Source organism: Vibrio ichthyoenteri ATCC 700023, assembly GCF_000222605.1.
GTDB classification, from domain to species: domain Bacteria; phylum Pseudomonadota; class Gammaproteobacteria; order Enterobacterales; family Vibrionaceae; genus Vibrio; species Vibrio ichthyoenteri.
Genome location: NZ_AFWF01000040.1, coordinates 37,331 through 58,701, shown reverse-complemented (window position 1 = coordinate 58,701; position 21,371 = coordinate 37,331). Strand labels below are relative to the sequence as shown.

Here is a 21,371-nt window from a genome sequence, read left to right as displayed (position 1 = left end):
CATGGCCATTGTTACGAGCGAAAACCATGATAAAAAGAAGCGATATAAAACAAGAAGATATCATCAAATCCGCCATTGAAGTTTTTTCACAAAAAGGCTTTGAGCAAGCGAGCATGGAAGGCATTTCTAAGCATGCGGGCGTTTCTAAGCGCACACTGTATAAATACTATCCAAACAAAGATGCCCTGTTTGAAGTTATTGTAGATAGGCTGATGTGTCGTTTTGATGACCAAGGCGACCTGAAATTTGAACCTTCTGTGTCAATGAGCCAGCAGTTAACAGAATTGACGCTGAAACAAATGTGTTACATCAATACCGAGGACTTTCAAGTCACCGCTCGGCTAGTAATCGCTGAATGTATCCGCTGCCCTATAGCCTCAAAAATGCTCATGCAAAAGTTTGCGGCAATAGAAGATAGTTACGGTCTTCACCAATGGATTGAGCAAGGAATCAAAGCGGAGATGCTCACGGTAGCCAATGTGGCATTAGCGGCTGAACAATTTATTGGCAGCATTAAGGCGGTCGTCTTTTGGCCGCAATTACTGGCGCATCAACCACCACCAAGTTGCGCTGAACTGCGCCATGCGGTTGAATCAGCAGTGCACTGCTTTGTCACCGCCTACGCGAGCGACAAACCCAAACAATAAGTACCGGGTACTCACATGCCCTCTCTGTACAAGATTTTGGCGAGATCTCAAAATATTCACCATTATTGTCTACCAACGATCTTTATTTGCAGTAGATGACCCGATAAAATGCGCCAAAGATAAAATTGAATTGGAATGATCATGGCAAAGTTGACACTGCAAGAGCAAATGTTAAAAGCAGGCTTAGTAAACGAGAAGAAGCTAAAAAAAGCGAAAAAAGGCTCTAAAAAATCTCGCGTACAAGCACGAGAAGTAAAAGCGGCAGTTGAAGAAAACAAACGCCAGCAGCAAGAACGTGATAAAGAACTGAGTAGCCAGCAAAAAGAGCAACGCTTAACCAATGAAATTCGTGCTCAGATCAAACAGTTGATTGAGATGAATAAGATCGATCTAGGTGATGGCGATATCAAGTACAACTTCACTGATGGTACTTTGGTGAAATCATTCTATGTCGACTCATTGATTCGCAAACAATTGAGCTGTGGCATCTTAGCTATCGCACGCTACGAAGAAAGCTACGTCGTTATCCCAAGTATCGTTGCCAATAAAATTTCTCAACGAGATGAGCAAGTGATCATCGATCAAAAAGAACCGGAATCTAACGAAGTTCTTGAAGACGACCCGTACGCAGATTTCGTAGTACCTGATGACCTGATGTGGTAACGATTGTTCACTTTAGAGCTACTCTATCCGATTGAGTAGCTCTAATATTTCCAGCCCCATACCTTTTGCTTATCATATATCTCCCCCTGCAACACAGCATACCCACGCCACAACGCATCCCAAACTCTTGTTACACTCGATCTCTTTGCTTTATGTGCAATGAATTGCATTAATATTTACCGTATTTTGTTACCATCACCCTGATTTTACCTTTTGTCGTTGTTTGGATTGTCCATGAGATCATTATTCAACAATCATCAAATATCGCGCTGGATTGTTACCAGTGCGATTAAGTTTTCGATTGTGCCACTTCTTTATTTTGTTCCAGTATTTGTGTTCCAAATTCAGTTGGAATCCATCTACGATTATCTGTTGGAAGTGACGCGTCTTTATTGCGTGATCTTAATGACGTCAATGATTGGTAAGTTAGTTAACTCCAAGTTGATCAAAACCGGTTTAATGATCGCTGTCGCCAACGGCGTATATGACTCAATCACTGAGATTGTCTATATCGATTTAATGATTAGCAGTCGCTTTCCCTTCGCAGATGCCCTTTTAGACGAAGCATTATTAATTATTGGTTATGGTTGTATTATTAGAGGGCTATATTTGCACTTTACGCGTATCAATAAGCTCACCTTAACGGATAACTTAACTAAGTGTTACACCCTACCAACGCTGGATCTTGTTCCAGTTGGCGCGTATCAAGTCTTTTACTTTGATATCGATAACTTCAAAAAAATCAACAAGGCACAAGGTCATGATGTCGGCAACAATGTGCTCAACACATTCGCAACTCAATTGATCTCTTCCTGTAGTAATTTAGGTTATGTATTCCGTATTGAGGCAGACAAATTTCTCGCCGTCGTGGATATCGCCCAGGCTCAGGAGTATATAGACTCCGTCACCAAAGCCTATGAAAGAAAAGAGATTACTTTCAGCTCTGGCACGGCCGCCTGCTTTAACAACAAATTCAAAGCGGCGATCAGCGAAGCTCAAGACAACCTACGTGAAATGCGACAATGTAAAAATGGCATAGTTGACAACGAACTCAAATTCGAAGGTTTTTAACCGCTATCGCTTGAGTTTTAAGAGCTTAAACACATTTTCCAAGATAATCATAATCGACCTTTAGCATAGCGTTAAGCCGATTACGCTTGGCGCGTGAATAAAATATTACCCGCAGAAAAAGCCAAAAAAGTAGCACAAATACGATTGAAACGTTTTGCCATCTCAGGTTTTGTAAACCAGTGTCTCAGATAGAGACCAAATAACGCATACAAACTGATCGCCAGTAATTCTAAAAACAAAAACGTACATCCCAAAACAAAGAATTGAGATTGGACCGGTTGAGTTACATCAACGAACTGGGGTAAAAATGCCGTAAAAATCAAAATGGCTTTGGGGTTACCTGCTGCTAAGATAAATTCTTGCTTGGCCAAATCTAAACGGTTATTTTTAAGCCGCACATCACTCAGCGGATTCGCATGCGAGTTCCATAATTGAAATGCAATCCACGCTAAATAAAGCGCCCCGACCAGTTTTATCAAAAAAAAGACCACTTCCGACGCATACAACACGAAAGCAAGCCCTGAAGCGGCCAACATAATCATCAACGAAAATGCGACAATTCGACCTATCCCGGCCACAAAAGCAGACTTAAACCCAAAGCAACGTGCATTGTTCATCGACATTAAATTGTTGGGGCCAGGAGTCATATTGAGAGCAAAACATGCGGGGATAAACAGCAATAACTTCCATATTTCCATTCTGCTTCCTTCAACAGTGACGACTATAGCGATTGTTCTTATTTTTAGTAACGGCTATTGTTCTAATAACAAATTATCACTCTATCTTGCCTGAACGTTATCCACTTTGCTTGGTTCAGATATTGCGCCACTCACAGAACGAATTGAAAGTGATGTAAACAAGGTTTAAGCAATCACTAATTCCTCCTCAGTTACTTCAACTCTCAATCACTAATAGCGAAAACTCCTCTATGATAAAAAACATGTATAAATAACCAGCAAGAAGAAAATGAAAAGTCAGTTTCTACTCAGTTTTAAAGAACACATGCGTTCACGCTACTACGCGACAAAAACCATTGAATCTTACTCTTTCTGGGTATCTCGCTATATCCATTTCCATGAACTTCAGCATCCAAGCAAACTCAATGATGAACACATAGAAGCGTTTTTGACTGACTTAGCAGTTAAGCAAAAAGTCGCCGCGAAAACACAGGCGTTAGCGCTCAACTCTATTTTATTCCTCTACCGAGAGTTTCTCTTGATCCCAGTTGAGCCAAGTATGAAGTTTCACAAGTCGCTGAAAGACGTAAAGTTACCTGTGGTGCTGACCAAGCAAGAAATGCGACAATTTGTAGCTCATATCGACCCTCGACATAAACTGCAATGCATGTTGCTGTATGGCTCCGGCCTGCGCTTAATGGAATGTATGCGCTTACGAGTTCAAGACATTGATTTCGATTATGGCGCTTTGCGTATTTGGCAAGGTAAAGGCGGGAAAAACCGTACTGTCACCTTAGCGAAGGAGCTCTATCCCTTGTTACAAGAGCAAACGGCAATGACTCAACGTTACTATGAAAAAGATATGCAAACCCAAGGCTATGGAGGCGCTTGGATTCCACAAGCTCGTCGACCTAAATATCCCGAAGCACAGTACGAATTGCGCTGGCATTATCTGTTTCCTTCCGCTCGTTTATCTGTCGATAAAGAATCTGACCTATTGAGACGCCATCATATGGCTGAAACGGTACTGCAACGGTCAGTTAAGCGTTCCGCCCGAGATGCGGGAATCGATAAGCATGTCACTTGTCATACATTGCGACATAGCTTCGCCACCCACTTATTAGAATCTGGCGCGGACATCAGAACCGTTCAAGAGCAACTGGGTCATAGCGATGTGAGGACAACCCAAATCTACACCCACGTCATTGATCGTGGCGCGAGTGGCGTTTTGAGCCCATTATCAAGTTTGTAGTAGCGAATTTGATACAAGCAGAGGCTTTGAACAATAAAAATGACAAGAGAAGGATATTGGAATTGAGAATTGAGAATTGAGAATTGAGAATTGAGAACAGTAGTGACTCGATGGCTTACGAAGTCAATAACAGCAAGAAAAAAGGAGAGCCGAAGCTCTCCTTTCATTAAACCTGAACTGCTAATTAAAGAGCAGCTTTCGCTTTTTCAACTAGAACAGCAAATGCTGCTTTGTCGAATACTGCGATGTCAGCAAGGATCTTACGGTCGATCTCGATAGATGCTTTCTTAAGACCGTTGATGAAACGGCTGTAAGATAGACCATTTTGACGAGATGCCGCGTTGATACGTGCAATCCATAGTTGACGGAATTGACGTTTCTTGTTGCGACGGTCACGGTAAGCGTATTGACCAGCTTTGGTAACTGCTTGGAAAGCTACGCGGTAAACACGTGAACGTGCTCCGTAGTAACCTTTAGCTTGTTTTAGAACTTTCTTATGACGTGCACGAGCTTGTACACCACGTTTTACGCGAGGCATTATGCTTCTCCTAAACTAAACGAATATTAAACTAAAAAGAATTAAGCGTATGGCATCATACGAGCAATTGCAGCCACTTCACACTTAGGAAGGATTGCATTTGGACGTAGCTGACGCTTGTTCTTAGTAGTACGCTTAGTCAGGATGTGACGTTTAGTAGCGTGCTTAAACTTAATACCACCAGCAGTTTTCTTAAAACGCTTAGCAGCACCTTTGTTGGTTTTCATCTTAGGCATGATGAATAACTCCGCATTGTTGAGTTGTTTATAACAATAGTAATTAGGGCGAACAAAACCTAGCCATCTTGCGACGACTAGATTCTATTACTTGCGAAAGCCGTTAATTACTTCTTTTTAGGGGCCAACACCATGATCATCTGGCGACCTTCAATTCGACTTGGGAAAGATTCGACAACAGCAAATTCTTCTGTGTCGGCTTTCAAGCGATGTAGAACGTCAACACCGATATCTTGGTGAGCCATTTCGCGGCCACGGAAGCGAATAGTTACTTTCACTTTGTTGCCGTCTTCAAGGAAACCAGTCAGGTTGCGTAGTTTTACCTGATAGTCTCCAATATCAGTTCCAGGTCGGAATTTAATTTCCTTGATCTGAACCTGTTTTTGCTTTTTCTTCTGCTCTTTAGCAGATTTGCTCTTTTCAAAGAGGAATTTGCCGTAATCCATCACGCGACAGACTGGTGGCTCCGCGTTAGGGCTGATCTCAACCAGATCCATACCTGCTTCTTCAGCAGCAGCTACAGCTTCCTGAATTGATACAACACCAACTGACTCACCGTCAGCACCAGTTAAACGAACTTCACGTACGCCACGAATTTCACCGTTTAAACGGTGCGGGTTTTGTTTTACCGGCTGTTGGCCGCGTCTTCCGCCTTTAATAGCTTATTCCTCCAGATTGAGCTTACGGCTAGTAATCTCGGCTTGGATGTATGTAATTAAATCATCCACTTTAAATTTGCCGAGATCCTTGCCTCTACGTGTACGGACTGCGATTTCGCCTGCTTCCATCTCTTGGTCGCCACAAACTAGCATAAACGGTACACGCTTCAATGTATGTTCGCGGATTTTAAAGCCAATCTTCTCATTTCTCAAGTCCGCTTTGGCTCTAATTCCACTTTTTTGCAATTTTTTTGCTACTTCTTGTGCGTAATCAGCCTGTTTGTCAGTAATGTTCATAATTACTGCTTGTTCAGGAGCCAACCACGTTGGGAAGAAGCCCGCGTATTCTTCAATTAGAATACCGATGAAACGCTCTAGAGAACCTAGAATCGCACGGTGGATCATAACTGGTACAAGACGCTCATTGCTCTCGCCTACGTATGTCGCGCCAAGGCGATTAGGTAGGTTAAAGTCTAGCTGTACTGTACCACATTGCCACGCACGGTCTAAGCAATCATGTAGAGTAAATTCGATTTTAGGACCGTAGAATGCACCTTCGCCTTCTTGGATTTCATATGGAATATCCATAGATTCAAGAGAGAGCTTAAGCGCTTCTTCTGATTGATCCCAAATCTCATCAGAACCAACACGATTTTCAGGGCGTGTTGACAGTTTAACAACAATGTTGTCAAAACCGAATGTTTGGTATGTATCATAAACCATCTTGATACAGCTGGTCACTTCCTCTTGGATTTGACTCTCAGTACAGAAAATATGAGCGTCATCCTGAGTAAAGCCACGTACACGCATGATGCCATGTAGAGCGCCAGATGGTTCATTACGGTGACATGAGCCAAACTCAGCCATACGTAATGGTAGATCACGGTAAGACTTCAAACCTTGGTTAAAGATTTGAATGTGACCAGGACAGTTCATCGGCTTCAGTGCGTAATCACGGTTCTCAGAAGAAGTTGTGAACATCGCTTCAGCGTATTTATCCCAGTGACCAGAACGTTCCCAAAGAACGCGATCCATAATAAGTGGACCTTTCACTTCTTGGTAACCGTACTCATCAAGCTTAGAGCGAACGAATACTTCTAGATCACGGAAGATAGACCAACCATTATGATGCCAGAATACCATACCTGGTGCTTCTTGCTGCATGTGGAATAGGTCAAGCTGCTTACCAAGTTTACGGTGGTCGCGTTTTGCCGCTTCTTCAAGGCGAGTCAGGTGCGCCTTAAGTGCTTTCTTATCGTGGAAAGCCGTACCGTAAATACGTTGTAGCATCTTGTTGTCACTGTTACCACGCCAGTAAGCACCTGCCACGTTCAATAGAGTGAAGTGTTGGCAGAAACCCATGTTTGGTACGTGAGGACCACGACACATGTCGATGTATTCTTCATGATGGTATAGGCCTGGACGGTCGTCGCGAGCAACGTTTTCATCCAAGATTTCCATTTTGTAAGTTTCGCCACGCGCTTCGAATGCGTCACGCGCTTCCTGCCAGCTAACTTTCTTTTTAACAACTTCGTACTTGGTCTTAGCAAGCTCTTTCATACGCTTTTCGATCTTTTCTAGATCTTCTTGCGTTAGCGACTCTTCTAGATCGATATCGTAGTAGAAACCGCTGTCGATCGTTGGACCGATCGCCATTTTAGCTTGTGGGTAAAGCTGTTTGATTGCATGACCTAGAAGGTGAGCACAAGAGTGACGAACGATTTCTAGACCGTCCACTTCATCTTTTACTGTGATGATTTCTAGGCTTGCGTCTTGTTCAATAAGATCGCATGCATCAACGCGTTGACCATCTACACGACCAGCGATGGTTGCTTTTGCAAGACCAGGACCGATAGATTGTGCAACTTCAAGAGTAGAAACTGGGTTGTCAAATTGACGCTGACTGCCGTCAGGAAGAGTAATAATAGGCATGTATAATCCTTACAGTGGTGTTGCATACCAAGCAACACTTGCTTATTTAATCGCTTTAAGCCATTTAAACCGATTAGTGAATTTGGTTTTTCGTTCGCATTTAGAGACAAATACGGATGCCCCTTCCTACGAATAGGCGCACATTGTAACCGAACCGTTCAAAATAACAATCAAAGTCACACATTTCGACGAATAACCTTTACTCATGATTATTTCGTCAGCACTTCAATAAAAACGCCGCCATACGTAACACGCTGGCGGCGATATCTAAACGTCCAATATTACTGCAGCATTAGGCTTAATCAGCTCCGTTACGCGGTAATAATCAGCACTCTTTAAAGAGTAAAAAAGGATAGCTGAGCTTTTTGTTTTTCGGCTAGTTGCGATAATTCACTACTCGCACTGGCACTTTGACTAATTCCCGTCACGTTTTGATTAACCAATTCAGACATGTTAACCACATTTCGGTTGATATCTTGTGTTACTTGCGATTGCTGCTCTGCCGCCGTTGCAACTTGAGTATTACTATCATTGATGTGAGCGACAGCTTCCGTAATACCGACCAACGCTTCGTTAGCATGACGTGATAGTTCATTGTTCTTGTGCAGCATATCAAGGCTAAGTTGCATGCCATCATTAGCTAGGCCAGATTGCTTTTGCAGTTCTTCAATAATACCTTGAATTTCCACTGTTGAAGCTTGTGTACGCGCAGCCAGCAAACGAACTTCATCTGCGACAACAGCAAAACCACGGCCTGATTCACCAGCACGCGCCGCTTCGATAGCCGCATTCAATGCCAGTAAGTTTGTTTGCTCAGAGATACCGCTGATCACTTCAATAACGTTATTAATTTGTTCTGATTGTTCTTTTAATTTACCGACAACTAGAGCGGCATCATTAAGGGCAAGGCCCATTTGTTCACTAGAGGTGTTGCTCTCATTAAACGTTGCCAATGCAGACAAAGCTAATTGTTCAGCATCACGCGCCGTTGAATCAGCAAGTTGCGCATTATCACTCACATTATCTGCAGTACATGCTAGCTCATTCACCGCAGAAGCCACTTGCTCAATTTCCATCAATTCTTGCTGAGCATTATTTTCCGCTTGCGTCATCACCGCAGCCAACTCAGTTGATGCAGAAGCAACTTCTTCGCTAATTCGGGTTAAATGGTCAACCGTCACATACAACTGCTCTACGGTTTGATTGACATCACGGCTTAGCTGAGCGACTTCATTGTCTCCTACAGTTTCAGCGCGTACCGATAGATCACCATGAGCAATTTTACGCATCACCTGCTGTAGACTTTGAATCGGCGTCACAATCATGCCAGACAGCACCCACGCGACAATAAGTGACAACGTCAATACACTCATGACGGTCCACATAGCGACACTCTGTACGCTCTCAGCGGCACGTTCACTCTCAGCCATTGCCTCACTTGCTACCGTATTGACCTTTTTAGACAAGTCATTGATCGATCCGACCATCACATTGCCCGATGTACGGTAATTGGCAATAAAGCTGTTGTACTCCTGCTGCGATACCAAACCTTGATCACGACGAGTGAAAAACGCCACCGCTTGTTCAGATTGACGAACATAATCTTCAATCGCACGGTTAACTTGGTTCACTTCATTACGGAATGTGCCACGTTTTGCCATCGCGTCCAGATCTCGTTGAATCTCACGCATACTTTGTTTCAGTTCCGCAAGAAATGCATCACGGCGTGTCGCATCATAAATAGCATAAACCGCACTTATACGCAGCGGATAAACTTGGTCGTCAATTTTAGCTAATGAGTCTTTGTAAAAAACCAATGATTGAGTGTTGTCTGCGACAATGGCTTGCTCTTGTTGCAAATTGTTTTTGGTAACCCAAAGGGCAATAAAGAGTGCAAAGGTGGTAAACAGGACTGGTAACAGTACTTGGGTGCGAATAGATTAGGTTTTTCAATGAAAACTGCATGGCTGGCCTTTATTAACAGGTTCTAAGTGCGCATCCATGCTTTGGGAATCCTCCCATCGAGGCGGGCGAGTCTATTACAATTAGACCTCATAAGTCCACCCCATTAAGTCATTAAATTATAACAACTTAACATACAAAACATGTCAAAAAACCGTCATGGCAGTCAATTTTTCGGCCTCTGCTTTAACGTGCTGAACCCAAAGGAAAAAGCCAGAGCATTGCTCTGGCTTTAATCAATGATTGGCTAACTGGAGTTAGAAATCGTAACGAACACCAAGACGCAGCGTATCTTCACCTTGAGTAACTAGACCCGTTGTTGCACTTTTTTCTTCATCCAAACCGTTTAGGTAGTATGAAAGGTAAGTACGGAAATTGCTGTTAAATTTGTAGTAACCGACTAGCTCAACACCTTCAGTATCATCAAACTTGCTACCATTAGCTTGTTCATTTTCTTGCTTGGTATATAGCGCGGCTGCGGAAAACTGTTTATTGAATTTGTATTGTGCAACAAACTCCATCGCGGAAAATTCTTTGTCGCTCGTACCGGTCGCTTTATCGTCCAAGTCACCAAAAGAATAAGTACCCGCTAGGTAGAGGTTTTCTAAGGTGAAGCCTAAACCAAATAGTGCCTCTGAAGCACTACCTGCGCCTTCACCTAAATCTGCACCTGAAAACGCTAGGCCCAAATCTAAACCCACTGGCAAAGAATAAATCCCCGAAATGCCATACGCGTCAGTATCTTTTACGTCATTTGCTTGGTAAGAGGCTTGTACTTGCAGCGCATCAAAGTCGCCAGCGTATTTAAACACGCTGTTTTGCTTGTCGCTTGCAGAATCAATCACTTGCTGAATACCTGAAAATTCGGTGATATCCGTCATATCAGAAACAATCACTGAAGCCATATCTTGACGACCAAACGAGACCGCGCCGAATTCACCTTCAAGACCCGCGTACATGTAACGGTTTTCAAATAGACTGTCACCAGTATCTTGCTCACCTTCGTACACAGCAAAAGCAGTCAACTCATCCGTGATTTGAGATTTACCTTTAAGGTTAAGACGAGCGCGAGTGCTGTCATCCATAGTGCCGTCAATTTCTTTACCTTTTGACGTTCCGATGAAGTCACCACGAAACTCAACACGACCGCCAACTTTGAGTTCTGTACCATCTGCGCTGTAAACTGTTGCTGCTAGTGCTGAACCTGATGTTAAACCGGCAAAAACGGCCAGTGCCACTACTGCTTTTTTCATTTTCTTTTCCCTAAGTTAGTCGCGAGCTTTATGCTCAATTGCTTTTCTGGTGACTAAGTTAGCGAGCAAAGATGAACTTTACATGGCACAAAAATGAAAGTTAAATTTCATATCTATTTGTTTTTTATTACAAACTTACTTCTAGTAAGGGTATACGCAATTCAATGCACTTTAGTGCCATAGACACTAACGTGCGTCTTTCGGAGACCCCATAACCACCATGGTGGTGATAGAATTAACATGCTCGCACTCCCCCAAGACATCGGCGTGGAATTTTTTATAACTGATGAGGTCCTTGGTTTCCACACGCAATAAATACTCAGTTGCGCCGGTGATATTATGGCATTCCACCACTTCATCAACATCACGAACATGCTCTTCAAAAGCAAGCTGAGCTTGCTTGCGATGACTGGCAAGTCCAATAGAGACGTAAGCAATAAAACCAATACCTAACTCGATAGTATTGAGCTTCGCTTTGTATCCGGTGATCACGCCACGTTTTTCTAAATCTTGTACTCGGCGTAACGTGGCCGAAGGCGAAAGGCCAATAGCATTGGCCAAATCAACATTCGAGATTCGCCCGTCCCTTTTTAACTCTTGCAATATTCTTTCTTCAAATCTGTCCATAGTGAACTTTCGTTGCTTATTTAATTCGATATTGAGCAATAAAAGCACAAAATTGAGCCAATTACTACGTAGACTATTTCTAGACCGGTCAGCAATACATCATCATTTACGTTCAATCTTAAAATTCGTGAGAAAGAAATTATGCAATGGGAACAACTTACCGCACTGGCGCTGTTTGCGTTTGTCTCAACCTTTACACCTGGGCCAAATAACTTAATGCTGATGTCCTCCGGAGCCAATGTAGGCTTTAGTAAAACCATTCCTCATATGCTTGGCATTACCATAGGTTTCCCCTTAATGGTGATATTAGTGGGCTTTGGTTTGGTTGAAGTCTTTGACCAGTTCCCCATCATTCATCAAGGCCTTAAAGTGGTAAGTTTGGCCTACCTTGCCTATCTTGCTTGGCAAATCGCCCTCAGCCAACCACCCAGCGGCACCACAGCAAATTATCGGCCACTTAATTTTTGGCAAGCCGCTAGCTTTCAATGGGTCAATCCAAAAGGTTGGTCAATGGCACTCACTGCGGTGAGTGTTTATAACCCCAACAATAGCTGGTTTGGTTTAAGCATCATTGCATTAGTTTATGCATTAGCGAATGTACCCTCGGTCTCTTTTTGGACGGTAGCGGGCCAGAAGTTACAGCACTTCTTAACCACACCATTCCGGGTGCGTACGTTTAACTACTCCATGGCTTTACTACTGATTGCATCCACATTGCCCATGTTGTAAATCGCGCGAAAACAGGTGTTGATCGCCGAGTTAACGCCCCTTAGCCCTAGATTTATCATTCGTCGCTAAGGCGTCACAAATGTAAATTAGTTTAAAGATACTGTTTGCGGACGATATTGAGTGTTATTCTCAATAAAAAATAACCGTTCATTATCGAGTTAACTATGCAGCAAGCGACTAAATCCCAAGCTGTCACCGTTCGCAGTAGCGAAATGGTGACACCCAATATGCAGCGTCTGATACTACAAGGCGATGTGTTGGCTGATTTTCCTGACGATTGTGAAGGCGGCTACATTAAGCTGCTCTTTGATCAAGAGGGCAGCACTGATCTTTCTTCGATCGCAGAGGGCGAACGCCCGATGATGCGCACCTATACCATTCGTCGTTTTATCGCCGATGAACATGCTATCGAGGTCGATTTTGTACGTCACATTACTGCCGATAACATGTGCGGTTTTGCATCACGCTGGGCGATGAATGCTCAAGTAGGTGACACTATCGAAATTCGCGGTCCGGGGTCTATTTCCAGCCTTAATCACACCGCTGATTGGTTTATTCTTGCTGCTGATATGACAGCCCTACCTGCTTTATCAGCCAAAGTACGTCAGTTACCACGTGATGCCAAAGGCTACGCTGTTATTGAAGTGATTAGCGAAGACGACATTCAGCATATTGATGTTCCGAGCGGCATTGAAGTAGTGTGGGTTACGGGCGATCTTGCCGGTAAAATTCGCCAACTGACATGGTTAGAAGGCCAAGCTTCAGCGTGGGTCGCGTGTGAATTTGACGCCATGCGCGAATTGCGCCAATACCTACGTAACGAAAAAGCGATTGATCGCGATTTCATTTATATCAGTAGCTACTGGAAAAATGGCGTATCAGAAGATGGCCATAAAGTGATTAAGCAGCAAGACGCTCAAGAGAACGACTGATTTAGCTGCATCGAAAGATCATTGGCCATATGCTGGCTTGTTGGTGGATCATTCCCTCGTAGAAAAAGCGTCGATCTTGGTTGTGTTGAGATCCCCGCCTACGAAGGAATGACATTATTCGGCATTAACGCGACTGCGTTTCAAACTGAGTATTCACCGGCACGCCTGTTAGCCATTCCCTTACAAGGAGAATATCTGCTGTCCGTCAAACGCCAACTAAAATGGCAAATCGACCAAGCTTGTTAATCCGCCATTTTTTCGGCTAGAAAATCAATCAACAGACGAACTTTCGGCGATAGATTACGGTTTTGCGGATAGAGCGCCCATATCCCTTCTCGCTCATCGCGATACTCTTTTAATACTTCCACCAGCTCACCGCTGTCTAATCCCGCTTGAACGTAATAATCCGGCAATTGCACCAAACCTAACCCCCGCTTAGCCGCATCGAGTAAAGCAAAACCTGAGTTACATTGAATGCGGCCTCTGACACGCAGCGATTTCTCAGCTTTCTTGTCTTGAAAATGCCAATACTCCACTGAGCCAACCATACATTGATGATGAGCCAGCTCAGAGAGCGTGTGAGGGGCGCCATAACGCTGAATATAGTCAGGGCTCGCACACACATAGAGTTGACGAGAAGAGAGGCGCTTAGCGATCATCGTCGAGTCACGTAAACGACCGAGTCGAATCGCGATATCATAACCATTTTCGATCAGATCAACCGTCTGGTTGGTGAGATTGAGCTCCATATCTAATTGTGGATAGCGCAACAGAAACTCATGCAATAAAGGAGCAATATGCATTTCACCATACGTGGCAGGCGCGGTGATTTTTAGCTTTCCTTTTGGTGCCGTTTGCAACTGTGTCACCGCCAGCTCCGCCAGTTCCAATCCTTCTACCAGCAGTTTGCATTGCTCAAAATAGACTTGCCCCGCTTCTGTAAGTGTCACTCTGCGGGTGGTTCTATGTAACAGTTTGACGGCTAGGCGATCCTCTAATGCCGCAACTCTTCTGCTGATCTGTGCCACCGAGGTATTGAGTTTTTTTGCCGCCCCTGTAAAGCTGCTACTTTCAGCGACTGCCACAAATTCGCTCACCCCTTCCCAAATTGCCATGTCATCACCATTATTACGTATTGGTAAAAATCATTTACAGTTTAACCGGATTATCATTTTAAATGAAATAGCTAGAATGAGCACCATCTGATGAGGCAGCGTATCGCAAAAACCTCAACTATTCTTAAACTCATAATTGATGCTGGTGATAATGCACCAGTACATTAAGAAGGAAAAACGCAATGGCGCTTGAAATTAAACCAGGTCAAACTCACATCAAATCTAAAGCAATGGTTGCTTGGGCAGCTGGCGAACCCCTTAAAATGGAAGAAGTGGATGTACAGCTTCCAAAAGCAGGCGAAGTACTTGTTCGCATCGTTGCGACCGGTGTTTGTCACACTGACGCATTCACGCTTTCAGGTGATGATCCAGAAGGTATCTTCCCTTCAATTCTAGGCCATGAAGGTGGCGGCATCGTTGAAATGATCGGTGAAGGCGTTACTAGTGTTGAAGTTGGCGACCACGTTATTCCTCTTTACACCGCAGAGTGTGGCGAATGTAAGTTCTGTAAATCGGGTAAAACCAACCTATGCCAAGCGGTTCGTGAAACCCAAGGTAAAGGCCTGATGCCTGATGGTACTAGCCGCTTCTCTATCAATGGCGAAACCATTTTCCATTACATGGGTTGTTCAACGTTCTCTGAGTACACTGTACTTCCTGAAATCTCACTGGCGAAAGTTAATAAAGAAGCACCGCTCGAAGAAGTTTGTCTGCTCGGTTGTGGTGTAACAACGGGTATGGGCGCAGTACTAAACACGGCGAAAGTAGAAGAAGGCGACAATGTTGCTGTATTCGGCCTTGGCGGCATCGGTCTTTCTGCCATCATCGGCGCTCGTATGGCTGGTGCGAAAATCATCATTGGTGTTGACATCAATGAGAGCAAATTCGAGCTAGCAAAACAGCTTGGTGCGACTCACTGTATTAACCCACAGAAATTCGATAAGCCAATCCAAGAAGTGATTGTTGATATGACAGACGGTGGCGTTGAGTACTCTTTCGAATGTATCGGTAACGTAAACGTGATGCGTCAAGCGCTTGAGTGCTGTCACAAAGGTTGGGGCGAATCCGTCATCATCGGCGTTGCAGGTGCTGGCCAAGAGATCTCAACTCGTCCATTTCAACTTGTGACTGGTCGCGTATGGCGTGGCTCTGCTTTTGGTGGTGTTAAAGGCCGCTCTGAGCTGCCAGAAATCGTTAACCGTTACATGGCTGGTGAGTTTGGTCTACAAGAATTCATCACGCACACTATGGGTCTGCAAGACGTAAACGAAGCATTCGAACTAATGCACAAAGGCGAGTCTATCCGTACTGTTCTGCATATGGATAAGTAATTCCTCTGTTGTACTGAACGATTATATTGTTCCCATCGATTGCCGATGCCATCACTCTATGACAGCGGCAATCGCGGCGAATAACTAATTACCTGTGTTTTGAATCTGCTTAACAGCATCAAAACACAGGTACATCTTTTTAAGGATCAGCATGACCATCGAAAATACTAGCCAAGCAAAAGTCTTTGGCGGTTGGCACAAACAATACACGCATCAATCTGACGTTTTAGCCTGTTCGATGCGTTTTGCCATTTTTCTGCCACCGAATGCATCACCAAGTAACCCAGTTCCCGTGGTGTATTGGTTGTCTGGCTTGACCTGCACTGACGAAAACTTCATGCAGAAAGCTGGGGCATTTCGCATCGCGGCGGAATTGGGTATTGCAATTGTTGCCCCTGATACTAGCCCTCGCGGAGAGAACGTAGCCAATGATGATGGCTATGACCTTGGGCAAGGTGCTGGCTTCTATTTGAATGCGACCCAACAGCCTTGGGCGAAGCACTTTCAGATGTACGATTATATCGTGACAGAATTACCTAATCTGATTGAAGCTAACTTTCCCGTTAACCGTGTTAAGTCAATTTCCGGTCACAGTATGGGTGGCCATGGTGCACTAACCATTGGTCTAAAAAACAGCGCGAATTATCGTTCTATCTCAGCGTTTAGCCCAATCAGCAACCCAATTCAATGTCCTTGGGGACAAAAAGCATTTACCGCTTATTTGGGCTCTGCCGTTGAAACATGGAAACAATACGATGCCTCTGAACTGCTAAAACGAGCGAAAGCGGCATTACCAATCTTGGTTGACCAAGGTGATGCTGATGGCTTCTTACATGAACAACTGATGCCAAATGCCTTACAAGCGGCAGCAGATTTACATGGCTCAGATCTCACCCTGCGTATGCAGGCGGGTTATGATCATAGCTACTACTTCATGTCGACATTTATTGAAGATCATTTGCGCTTCCATGCCAAATATCTCTTCGCCTAGATCTAGATTGAATCGACGACACCTCGGTCATTGATGTCTAGTGAACATCTTTAAATAGCACACTGCCTAAAAACCCCGCTTTCTCAAATTTCTCTAGCGGGGTTTTTGCTCGCTATTGACCCAGAAACTATTGCCCCAGAAACTATGCTCCGCAGGTGACTCGCCGGTCGCCTATCAATAGGCCTTACTGTTTTGCCCCTTTGCTCCCCCGTCAGGCTAAGCTAAACTAGCCGCTATCTATGTTCGCTTGTTTTATTCAGAGTCGATAATGTCAAAAATTAAAATCGTACTACTTGCGCTGGTACTCATTGCCGCTGGCGTGACTGCTTGGGTATTCATCCCTACTCATACCTCTCTCGGTCCACAAGTCTCGTCAACGCCGATTGGCGAAGAGTTTAGTTTGGTTGGGTACAAAATCGTTTCAACCGATCGCAAACTCAATAAATTGAATCAATACTATTTGATTGCCAATGGTTCAGAGTTAGATGATAGCGAACCGGTCTTGACCACATCCGATCAATTCCTGCGCGTCATCGCGGTGAAAGACAACACCTTTAAACTCAGTGTAAAAGGTCGAATTGAACAGTATCGTAATGATATCTGGGTAGAAAAAAGTGACGGTACCGCACACCACTGGTTAGCCAGCATGCAATCAGACTACGTCAAATAAGTCTCGATTTAATTAGCCGTTTCTTTCACTGAGACGGCTCGCTTTCACCACCTTGCCAATGCGCTGCTAACGCAAGGTGGCATTCCTCGCTTAAACAGGTAAAATCGCGCCTCATCGTGTCGCTGATAGAAGTTTACCATGCACCAACCTGAACAATTATTCACCCGATTCCATGCCGCTATCGACCAGTTCGAGCTGCCAAATGCATTCACTTTTCCCTTTTACTATCAGCCACACCCGCTTTGTGTTCTAGCCGCAAAAGAATTGCAACACTACCTTGCGACACAAACTGCATGGCAACACGATTTTGGTTTACGCGAAGACCAACAACAAGTCAGTGACGACTCCGTTATCGCCTCGGATACAAACTCGGGCACAGGAAAAATGTTTGGCGTGTTGCTGGTTCGCTCTCCACAGGGAGAACTCGGCTACCTAAGCGCTTTCTCAGGAAAAATCGCGGAACAAAACTTATTAGCGCATTTTGTGCCACCGGTGTTTGATATGCTGGCGGAAGAGTGTTTTTTCCGCGTTGAACTAGAAGAAATCACCGCGTTAAATACTCAGGTAAAAGCGCTAGCAGCGAACCCATTAATCGCAGACCTTAGCCAGCAATTAACGCAATACAAAGCCGACTATCAAGCTCAAGAAGCGCGACAACGCCAAGCAATGATTGATGGCCGTGCCGATCGAAAACAGCAACGCCATCAAGCAGATCTAACTCTAAGCGGTGAGGCGTTAAAAGCGCTCGTCGATGATTTGGCCAAACAAAGCGTGGCGGAAAAAAACGTACTCAAATACCTAAAATTGGAATGGGATGAAAAAATCAGTCACGTTGAGACGCAACTCGCGATACTGACTGATGCCATTGCTCACGCCAAACAGCAACGTAAAATGCTATCTAATGCACTGCAAAACAAATTGTTCGAGCAATACTGTTTTCTCAATGCCCGCGGAGAAGAAAAATCACTGAAAGCGATTTTCGCTCCAAATACCAATCCGATTCCACCGGCAGGAGCAGGAGAATGCGCGGCACCAAAACTACTTCACTATGCCTATAAGCACGGATTCACGCCACTGGCGATGGCTGAATTTTGGTGGGGCGTATCGCCTAAATCTGAAGTGCGTCAACACAGCAAGTTCTACCCTTCTTGCCATGGTAAATGTAATCCGATTCTTGGCCACATGTTGCAAGGCTTAGAGGTGGACCCAAACCCACTTGAAGATAACTGGGCCGCAGACAAAACGCTACAAGTCGTCTACCAAGATGAAGCGATTGTCGTGGTAAATAAACCTGCTGGCCTACTGTCTGTTCCCGGAAAAACCATTAAAGACTCCGCTTATACGCGCGTACAGGCAATGTTTACCAATGTTGAGGGGCCTTTTGTATTGCACCGCTTGGATATGGCAACATCCGGTTTACTGGTCTTCGCCTTGACGCGCAGAGCCAACAAAAGCCTACAAAAACAATTCATCAGCCGTGGGGTTGAAAAACGTTACATCGCGATGGTTGAAGGCGTTATTGAACAAGAGCAAGGTGAAATAAATCTACCGATGCGCGGTGATCCAGATGATCGTCCGCGTCAATTAGTCTGCTTCGAGCACGGCAAGCCTGCGACAACCTATTGGCAGCTCATTCAAGTCGAAAACGGCCGAAGCAAACTCTATATGCACCCAAAAACCGGCCGCACCCACCAGCTTCGCGTTCATTGCGCACATCATTTGGGGCTGAATATGGCGATGGTTGGTGATGGTTTGTATGGTGAGAAAGACCAACGTCTTCACCTACATGCAGAGCAACTGGCGTTCGATCATCCCTACGATCACCGCCGCTTAACCTTCAACGCTGAGTGCGATTTTTAGTTTACTCGCTTATCCATGCTCAGGATTAAGACGCATTTAAAACAAACACGCCTAAGCAAAGCTTAGGCGTGTTTGTATTGGCATCTAATCACCGGTAATAAACACTGGTAATCATTAAGCTGATTTAATCAGAAGCGTCTAACGGTCGGATCACGCGGCATGGGTTACCTGCCGCAACCACATTGGCTGGAATATCTTTTGTCACAACACTGCCTGCGCCCACCACTGAGTTTTCACCAATCGTGATCCCAGGGCACACCACTACGCTGCCTCCTAACCAAACATTGTCTCCAATCGTAATCGGTAAACCAAATTCGATTCCCTCTTCCACACGACCTTTCACATCCAATGGATGGCCTGCGGTATAAAGTTGAATATTCGGTCCAAACAACACGTTGTCACCAATGGTGACTTTGGCCACATCCAGAACCACACAATTAAAGTTGGCAAAGAAATTTTTGCCAACCACTATATTTTCACCGTAATCACAGCGAAACGGAGGTTCAATGTAAGCGCCTTGAGCATTGGGGATCAAGCGGTCAATCGCTTCACGCCACTGCTCTGTATCCGGTAACGAATTATTGAGTTGCTGTAAGGTTTTACGACAAGCGATACGCTCCGCATACAGCGTTTCATCCCATGCTTGATATGGTTCGCCCGCTAACATCTTCTGTTTTTCTGTTTTCATTATTATTCTCTGTAGGGCGGCGCTTGCACGCCTTTAGCATCCTTGCAACATGCAGAGGATTATCTATTTTCTTTTGTTGTATACCACGCAGAAATTGCCTCGCTTGGTACGACATTTTGAGCAACGCTCACAATCCACGTCGTTACGCTGACCTTCTTTCCAGCGCTTGATCAAATCAGGCTCCGCCAGTAACGGGCGTGACAAGGCAAAATATTCAATACTGGTATTTTCTGCCATCTGCTCGATAGCATCAATATCGCTCAAACCGCCAACGGTAATGATTGGGACATTCACTTCTTGACCAATAGCATGGCCGTATTCATGAAAGTAGCCCTCTTGCTGAAGTGTAAAGCCATCAAATGACTCGCCAACCAAGCTACTCGCATTACCATGAATATTGCCGGATATCACAATGGCATCCACGCCAATCTGTTCCAATTTTTGACAAACGAGACGCGTCTCATCGAAGGTTGCCCCACCGTCAAAAAACTCTGACGCTGTCAATTTAACCAAAATCGGAAAGTCATCGCCAACGAGAGCTCGGCAAGCGGTATAAATTTCAATTAAGAAGCGCATACGGTTTTCTAAACTGCCACCGTATTGGTCATCACGACGATTGTAGTATGGACTTAAAAATTGGTTAATCAGGTAAGTGTGCGCAGCATGAATCTCTACCCCATCAAATCCAGAGTCTTGAGCGCGTTTGGTTGCTAGAGCAAAGGCTTCAACAATATAATCAATCTCTTGTTGAGTCATCGCTTTACCAAGTGTTTGCGTGCCTCTCTCTGCCACTTCACTTGGGGCAAAAATGACTCGTTCGCCGACATTGTACGTCGTTTTAGTCCCACCATAGGCAAGCTGCATGACTATCTTCGAATCGTATTGATGCACAAGCTGAGTCAGTTTTTGGTATTCTTCGATGAAGGAGTCGTTATACATCCCCATCATGCCAGCATTTGGTTTTTCTTCCTCAACGATATTGGCATACCCTGTGACAATCAGTCCCACTTCGCCTTCCGCTAGCTCTTGGTATACGTCATACAACTTATCTGTCATATGACCGTCTTCTGTCGCCAGATTTTCCCATGTTGCGCTACGAACAAAACGGTTTTTTAAAGTCATGCCGCCAATACGGGATGGTGAAAACAAAGTGCTCAAATCTCTTCCTCAAATTCTTCAATTCTTTGACACGGCATTAAACGTAATAACGGTGAAGTCGTTTAAGTACCCGGCCAAGGTTCTTGTGTGGTTGCTTCATCTGCAACCAAAAAGAACAGCCATGCAATTACAGGACTGTTCTTCATTTATGCATTGTCGCCAATATGAGCGGCATGTTAGCGACTCTTAAAGACAAAAACCTTAATCTGGATTAAAGAATCTCTCGCTTCGAGTGCGTATGGAGCAAAGTGACGCTTTTCCCCACGTTATCGTGGCATTGGCTATGTCTCCGCATCATAAAAGAGCGCAGCAGCAAAGTTCCACGTTGACGCGATTTATCAACAAGTGACACACATTGTTAGCCGGCCTAAACTATTTGC

General features: G+C 44.5%; 21 protein-coding genes and 1 pseudogene. 11 read left to right on the top strand and 11 right to left on the bottom strand.

Features of this window, described 5'->3' with window-relative positions; all coding sequences use genetic code 11:
* Nucleotides 1-26: 26 nt before the first annotated feature.
* From RH85_RS04665 to RH85_RS04655, 3 genes are all read left to right on the top strand, one after another.
* Complete coding sequence (locus RH85_RS04665) at nt 27-647, top strand: TetR/AcrR family transcriptional regulator (protein ID WP_006711045.1); 621 nt, start codon at nt 27-29, stop codon at nt 645-647.
* A gap of 141 nt (nt 648-788) precedes the next feature.
* The gene (locus tag RH85_RS04660; RefSeq protein WP_006711044.1) at nt 789-1,310 is read left to right on the top strand and encodes a DUF2058 domain-containing protein; all 522 of its coding nucleotides are present in this window, start codon (nt 789-791) and stop codon (nt 1,308-1,310) included.
* Between the two features lie 234 nt (nt 1,311-1,544).
* Nucleotides 1,545-2,381, top strand: coding sequence for a GGDEF domain-containing protein (locus RH85_RS04655; RefSeq protein WP_006711042.1), 837 nt, complete (start codon nt 1,545-1,547; stop codon nt 2,379-2,381).
* Nucleotides 2,382-2,461: 80 nt separating this feature from the next.
* Here RH85_RS04655 and RH85_RS04650 read toward each other — a convergent pair whose 3' ends face one another.
* Entirely contained in the window at nt 2,462-3,079 is a 618-nt protein-coding gene (locus RH85_RS04650) for a LysE family translocator (RefSeq protein WP_006711041.1), read from the bottom strand.
* Between the two features lie 268 nt (nt 3,080-3,347).
* Between RH85_RS04650 and RH85_RS04645 the strand changes: the two genes are divergently transcribed.
* Nucleotides 3,348-4,310: an integron integrase gene (locus RH85_RS04645; RefSeq protein ID WP_006711040.1), complete on the top strand. Its 963-nt coding sequence runs from the start codon at nt 3,348-3,350 to the stop codon at nt 4,308-4,310.
* Between the two features lie 184 nt (nt 4,311-4,494).
* Here the strand turns inward: RH85_RS04645 and rplT are convergent, their stop codons facing one another.
* The 7 genes and pseudogenes from rplT to RH85_RS04610 all read right to left on the bottom strand — a co-directional run bounded on the left by rplT (nt 4,495) and on the right by RH85_RS04610 (nt 11,517).
* Nucleotides 4,495-4,848 carry a 50S ribosomal protein L20 gene (rplT, locus tag RH85_RS04640; RefSeq protein ID WP_004401084.1) on the bottom strand — a complete coding sequence of 118 codons (354 nt, stop codon included), beginning with the start codon at nt 4,846-4,848 and terminating at the stop codon, nt 4,495-4,497.
* 41 nt (nt 4,849-4,889) lie between these two features.
* Nucleotides 4,890-5,084 (bottom strand): 50S ribosomal protein L35, encoded by a 195-nt coding sequence (gene rpmI, locus RH85_RS04635; protein WP_005599947.1) that lies wholly within the window; start codon nt 5,082-5,084, stop codon nt 4,890-4,892.
* 107 nt (nt 5,085-5,191) lie between these two features.
* Nucleotides 5,192-5,743, bottom strand: a complete 552-nt coding sequence (gene infC / locus RH85_RS04630) for a translation initiation factor IF-3 (protein ID WP_083824846.1) — start codon at nt 5,741-5,743, stop codon at nt 5,192-5,194.
* A gap of 3 nt (nt 5,744-5,746) precedes the next feature.
* Nucleotides 5,747-7,675, bottom strand: coding sequence for a threonine--tRNA ligase (gene thrS / locus RH85_RS04625; RefSeq protein WP_006711038.1), 1,929 nt, complete (start codon nt 7,673-7,675; stop codon nt 5,747-5,749).
* A 335-nt stretch (nt 7,676-8,010) separates the two neighbouring features.
* A pseudogene (locus RH85_RS04620) lies at nt 8,011-9,640 on the bottom strand (methyl-accepting chemotaxis protein).
* 254 nt (nt 9,641-9,894) lie between these two features.
* Nucleotides 9,895-10,890 carry a porin gene (locus RH85_RS04615; protein WP_006711036.1) on the bottom strand — a complete coding sequence of 332 codons (996 nt, stop codon included), beginning with the start codon at nt 10,888-10,890 and terminating at the stop codon, nt 9,895-9,897.
* Between the two features lie 186 nt (nt 10,891-11,076).
* Nucleotides 11,077-11,517: an Lrp/AsnC family transcriptional regulator gene (locus RH85_RS04610; RefSeq protein WP_006711035.1), complete on the bottom strand. Its 441-nt coding sequence runs from the start codon at nt 11,515-11,517 to the stop codon at nt 11,077-11,079.
* A gap of 141 nt (nt 11,518-11,658) precedes the next feature.
* On the opposite strand from RH85_RS04610, the gene RH85_RS04605 reads away from it, so the two are divergent.
* The 3 genes from RH85_RS04605 (at nt 11,659) to RH85_RS22900 (ending at nt 13,424) form a co-directional block, all read left to right on the top strand.
* On the top strand, nt 11,659-12,246 hold the full coding sequence (locus RH85_RS04605) for a LysE family translocator (protein ID WP_006711034.1): 588 nt from the start codon (nt 11,659-11,661) through the stop codon (nt 12,244-12,246).
* 164 nt (nt 12,247-12,410) lie between these two features.
* The gene (locus tag RH85_RS04600) at nt 12,411-13,178 is read left to right on the top strand and encodes a siderophore-interacting protein (protein ID WP_006711033.1); all 768 of its coding nucleotides are present in this window, start codon (nt 12,411-12,413) and stop codon (nt 13,176-13,178) included.
* Nucleotides 13,179-13,199: 21 nt separating this feature from the next.
* Nucleotides 13,200-13,424 (top strand): hypothetical protein, encoded by a 225-nt coding sequence (locus RH85_RS22900; protein ID WP_160162453.1) that lies wholly within the window; start codon nt 13,200-13,202, stop codon nt 13,422-13,424.
* Here RH85_RS22900 and RH85_RS04595 read toward each other — a convergent pair.
* Entirely contained in the window at nt 13,421-14,293 is an 873-nt protein-coding gene (locus tag RH85_RS04595; RefSeq protein ID WP_006711031.1) for a LysR family transcriptional regulator, read from the bottom strand. The two genes, RH85_RS22900 and RH85_RS04595, sit on opposite strands and share 4 nt — an antisense overlap.
* Nucleotides 14,294-14,475: 182 nt before the next feature.
* Between RH85_RS04595 and RH85_RS04590 the strand changes: the two genes are divergently transcribed.
* From RH85_RS04590 to RH85_RS04575, 4 genes are all read left to right on the top strand, one after another.
* Nucleotides 14,476-15,624, top strand: coding sequence for an S-(hydroxymethyl)glutathione dehydrogenase/class III alcohol dehydrogenase (locus RH85_RS04590; RefSeq protein ID WP_006711030.1), 1,149 nt, complete (start codon nt 14,476-14,478; stop codon nt 15,622-15,624).
* A gap of 151 nt (nt 15,625-15,775) precedes the next feature.
* Nucleotides 15,776-16,615 (top strand): S-formylglutathione hydrolase, encoded by an 840-nt coding sequence (fghA, locus tag RH85_RS04585; protein WP_006711029.1) that lies wholly within the window; start codon nt 15,776-15,778, stop codon nt 16,613-16,615.
* 268 nt (nt 16,616-16,883) lie between these two features.
* The gene (locus RH85_RS04580) at nt 16,884-17,285 is read left to right on the top strand and encodes a hypothetical protein (protein WP_006711028.1); all 402 of its coding nucleotides are present in this window, start codon (nt 16,884-16,886) and stop codon (nt 17,283-17,285) included.
* Nucleotides 17,286-17,423: 138 nt separating this feature from the next.
* Nucleotides 17,424-19,145 (top strand): RluA family pseudouridine synthase, encoded by a 1,722-nt coding sequence (locus tag RH85_RS04575; RefSeq protein ID WP_006711027.1) that lies wholly within the window; start codon nt 17,424-17,426, stop codon nt 19,143-19,145.
* Between the two features lie 124 nt (nt 19,146-19,269).
* Here RH85_RS04575 and RH85_RS04570 read toward each other — a convergent pair whose 3' ends face one another.
* Together RH85_RS04570 and RH85_RS04565 are read right to left on the bottom strand one after the other, a co-directional pair.
* Nucleotides 19,270-19,833, bottom strand: a complete 564-nt coding sequence (locus RH85_RS04570; RefSeq protein WP_006711026.1) for a sugar O-acetyltransferase — start codon at nt 19,831-19,833, stop codon at nt 19,270-19,272.
* A 63-nt stretch (nt 19,834-19,896) separates the two neighbouring features.
* A complete protein-coding gene (locus tag RH85_RS04565) occupies nt 19,897-20,991 on the bottom strand; it encodes an NADH:flavin oxidoreductase (protein WP_006711025.1) in 1,095 nt (364 codons plus the stop codon).
* Nucleotides 20,992-21,371: the final 380 nt, after the last annotated feature.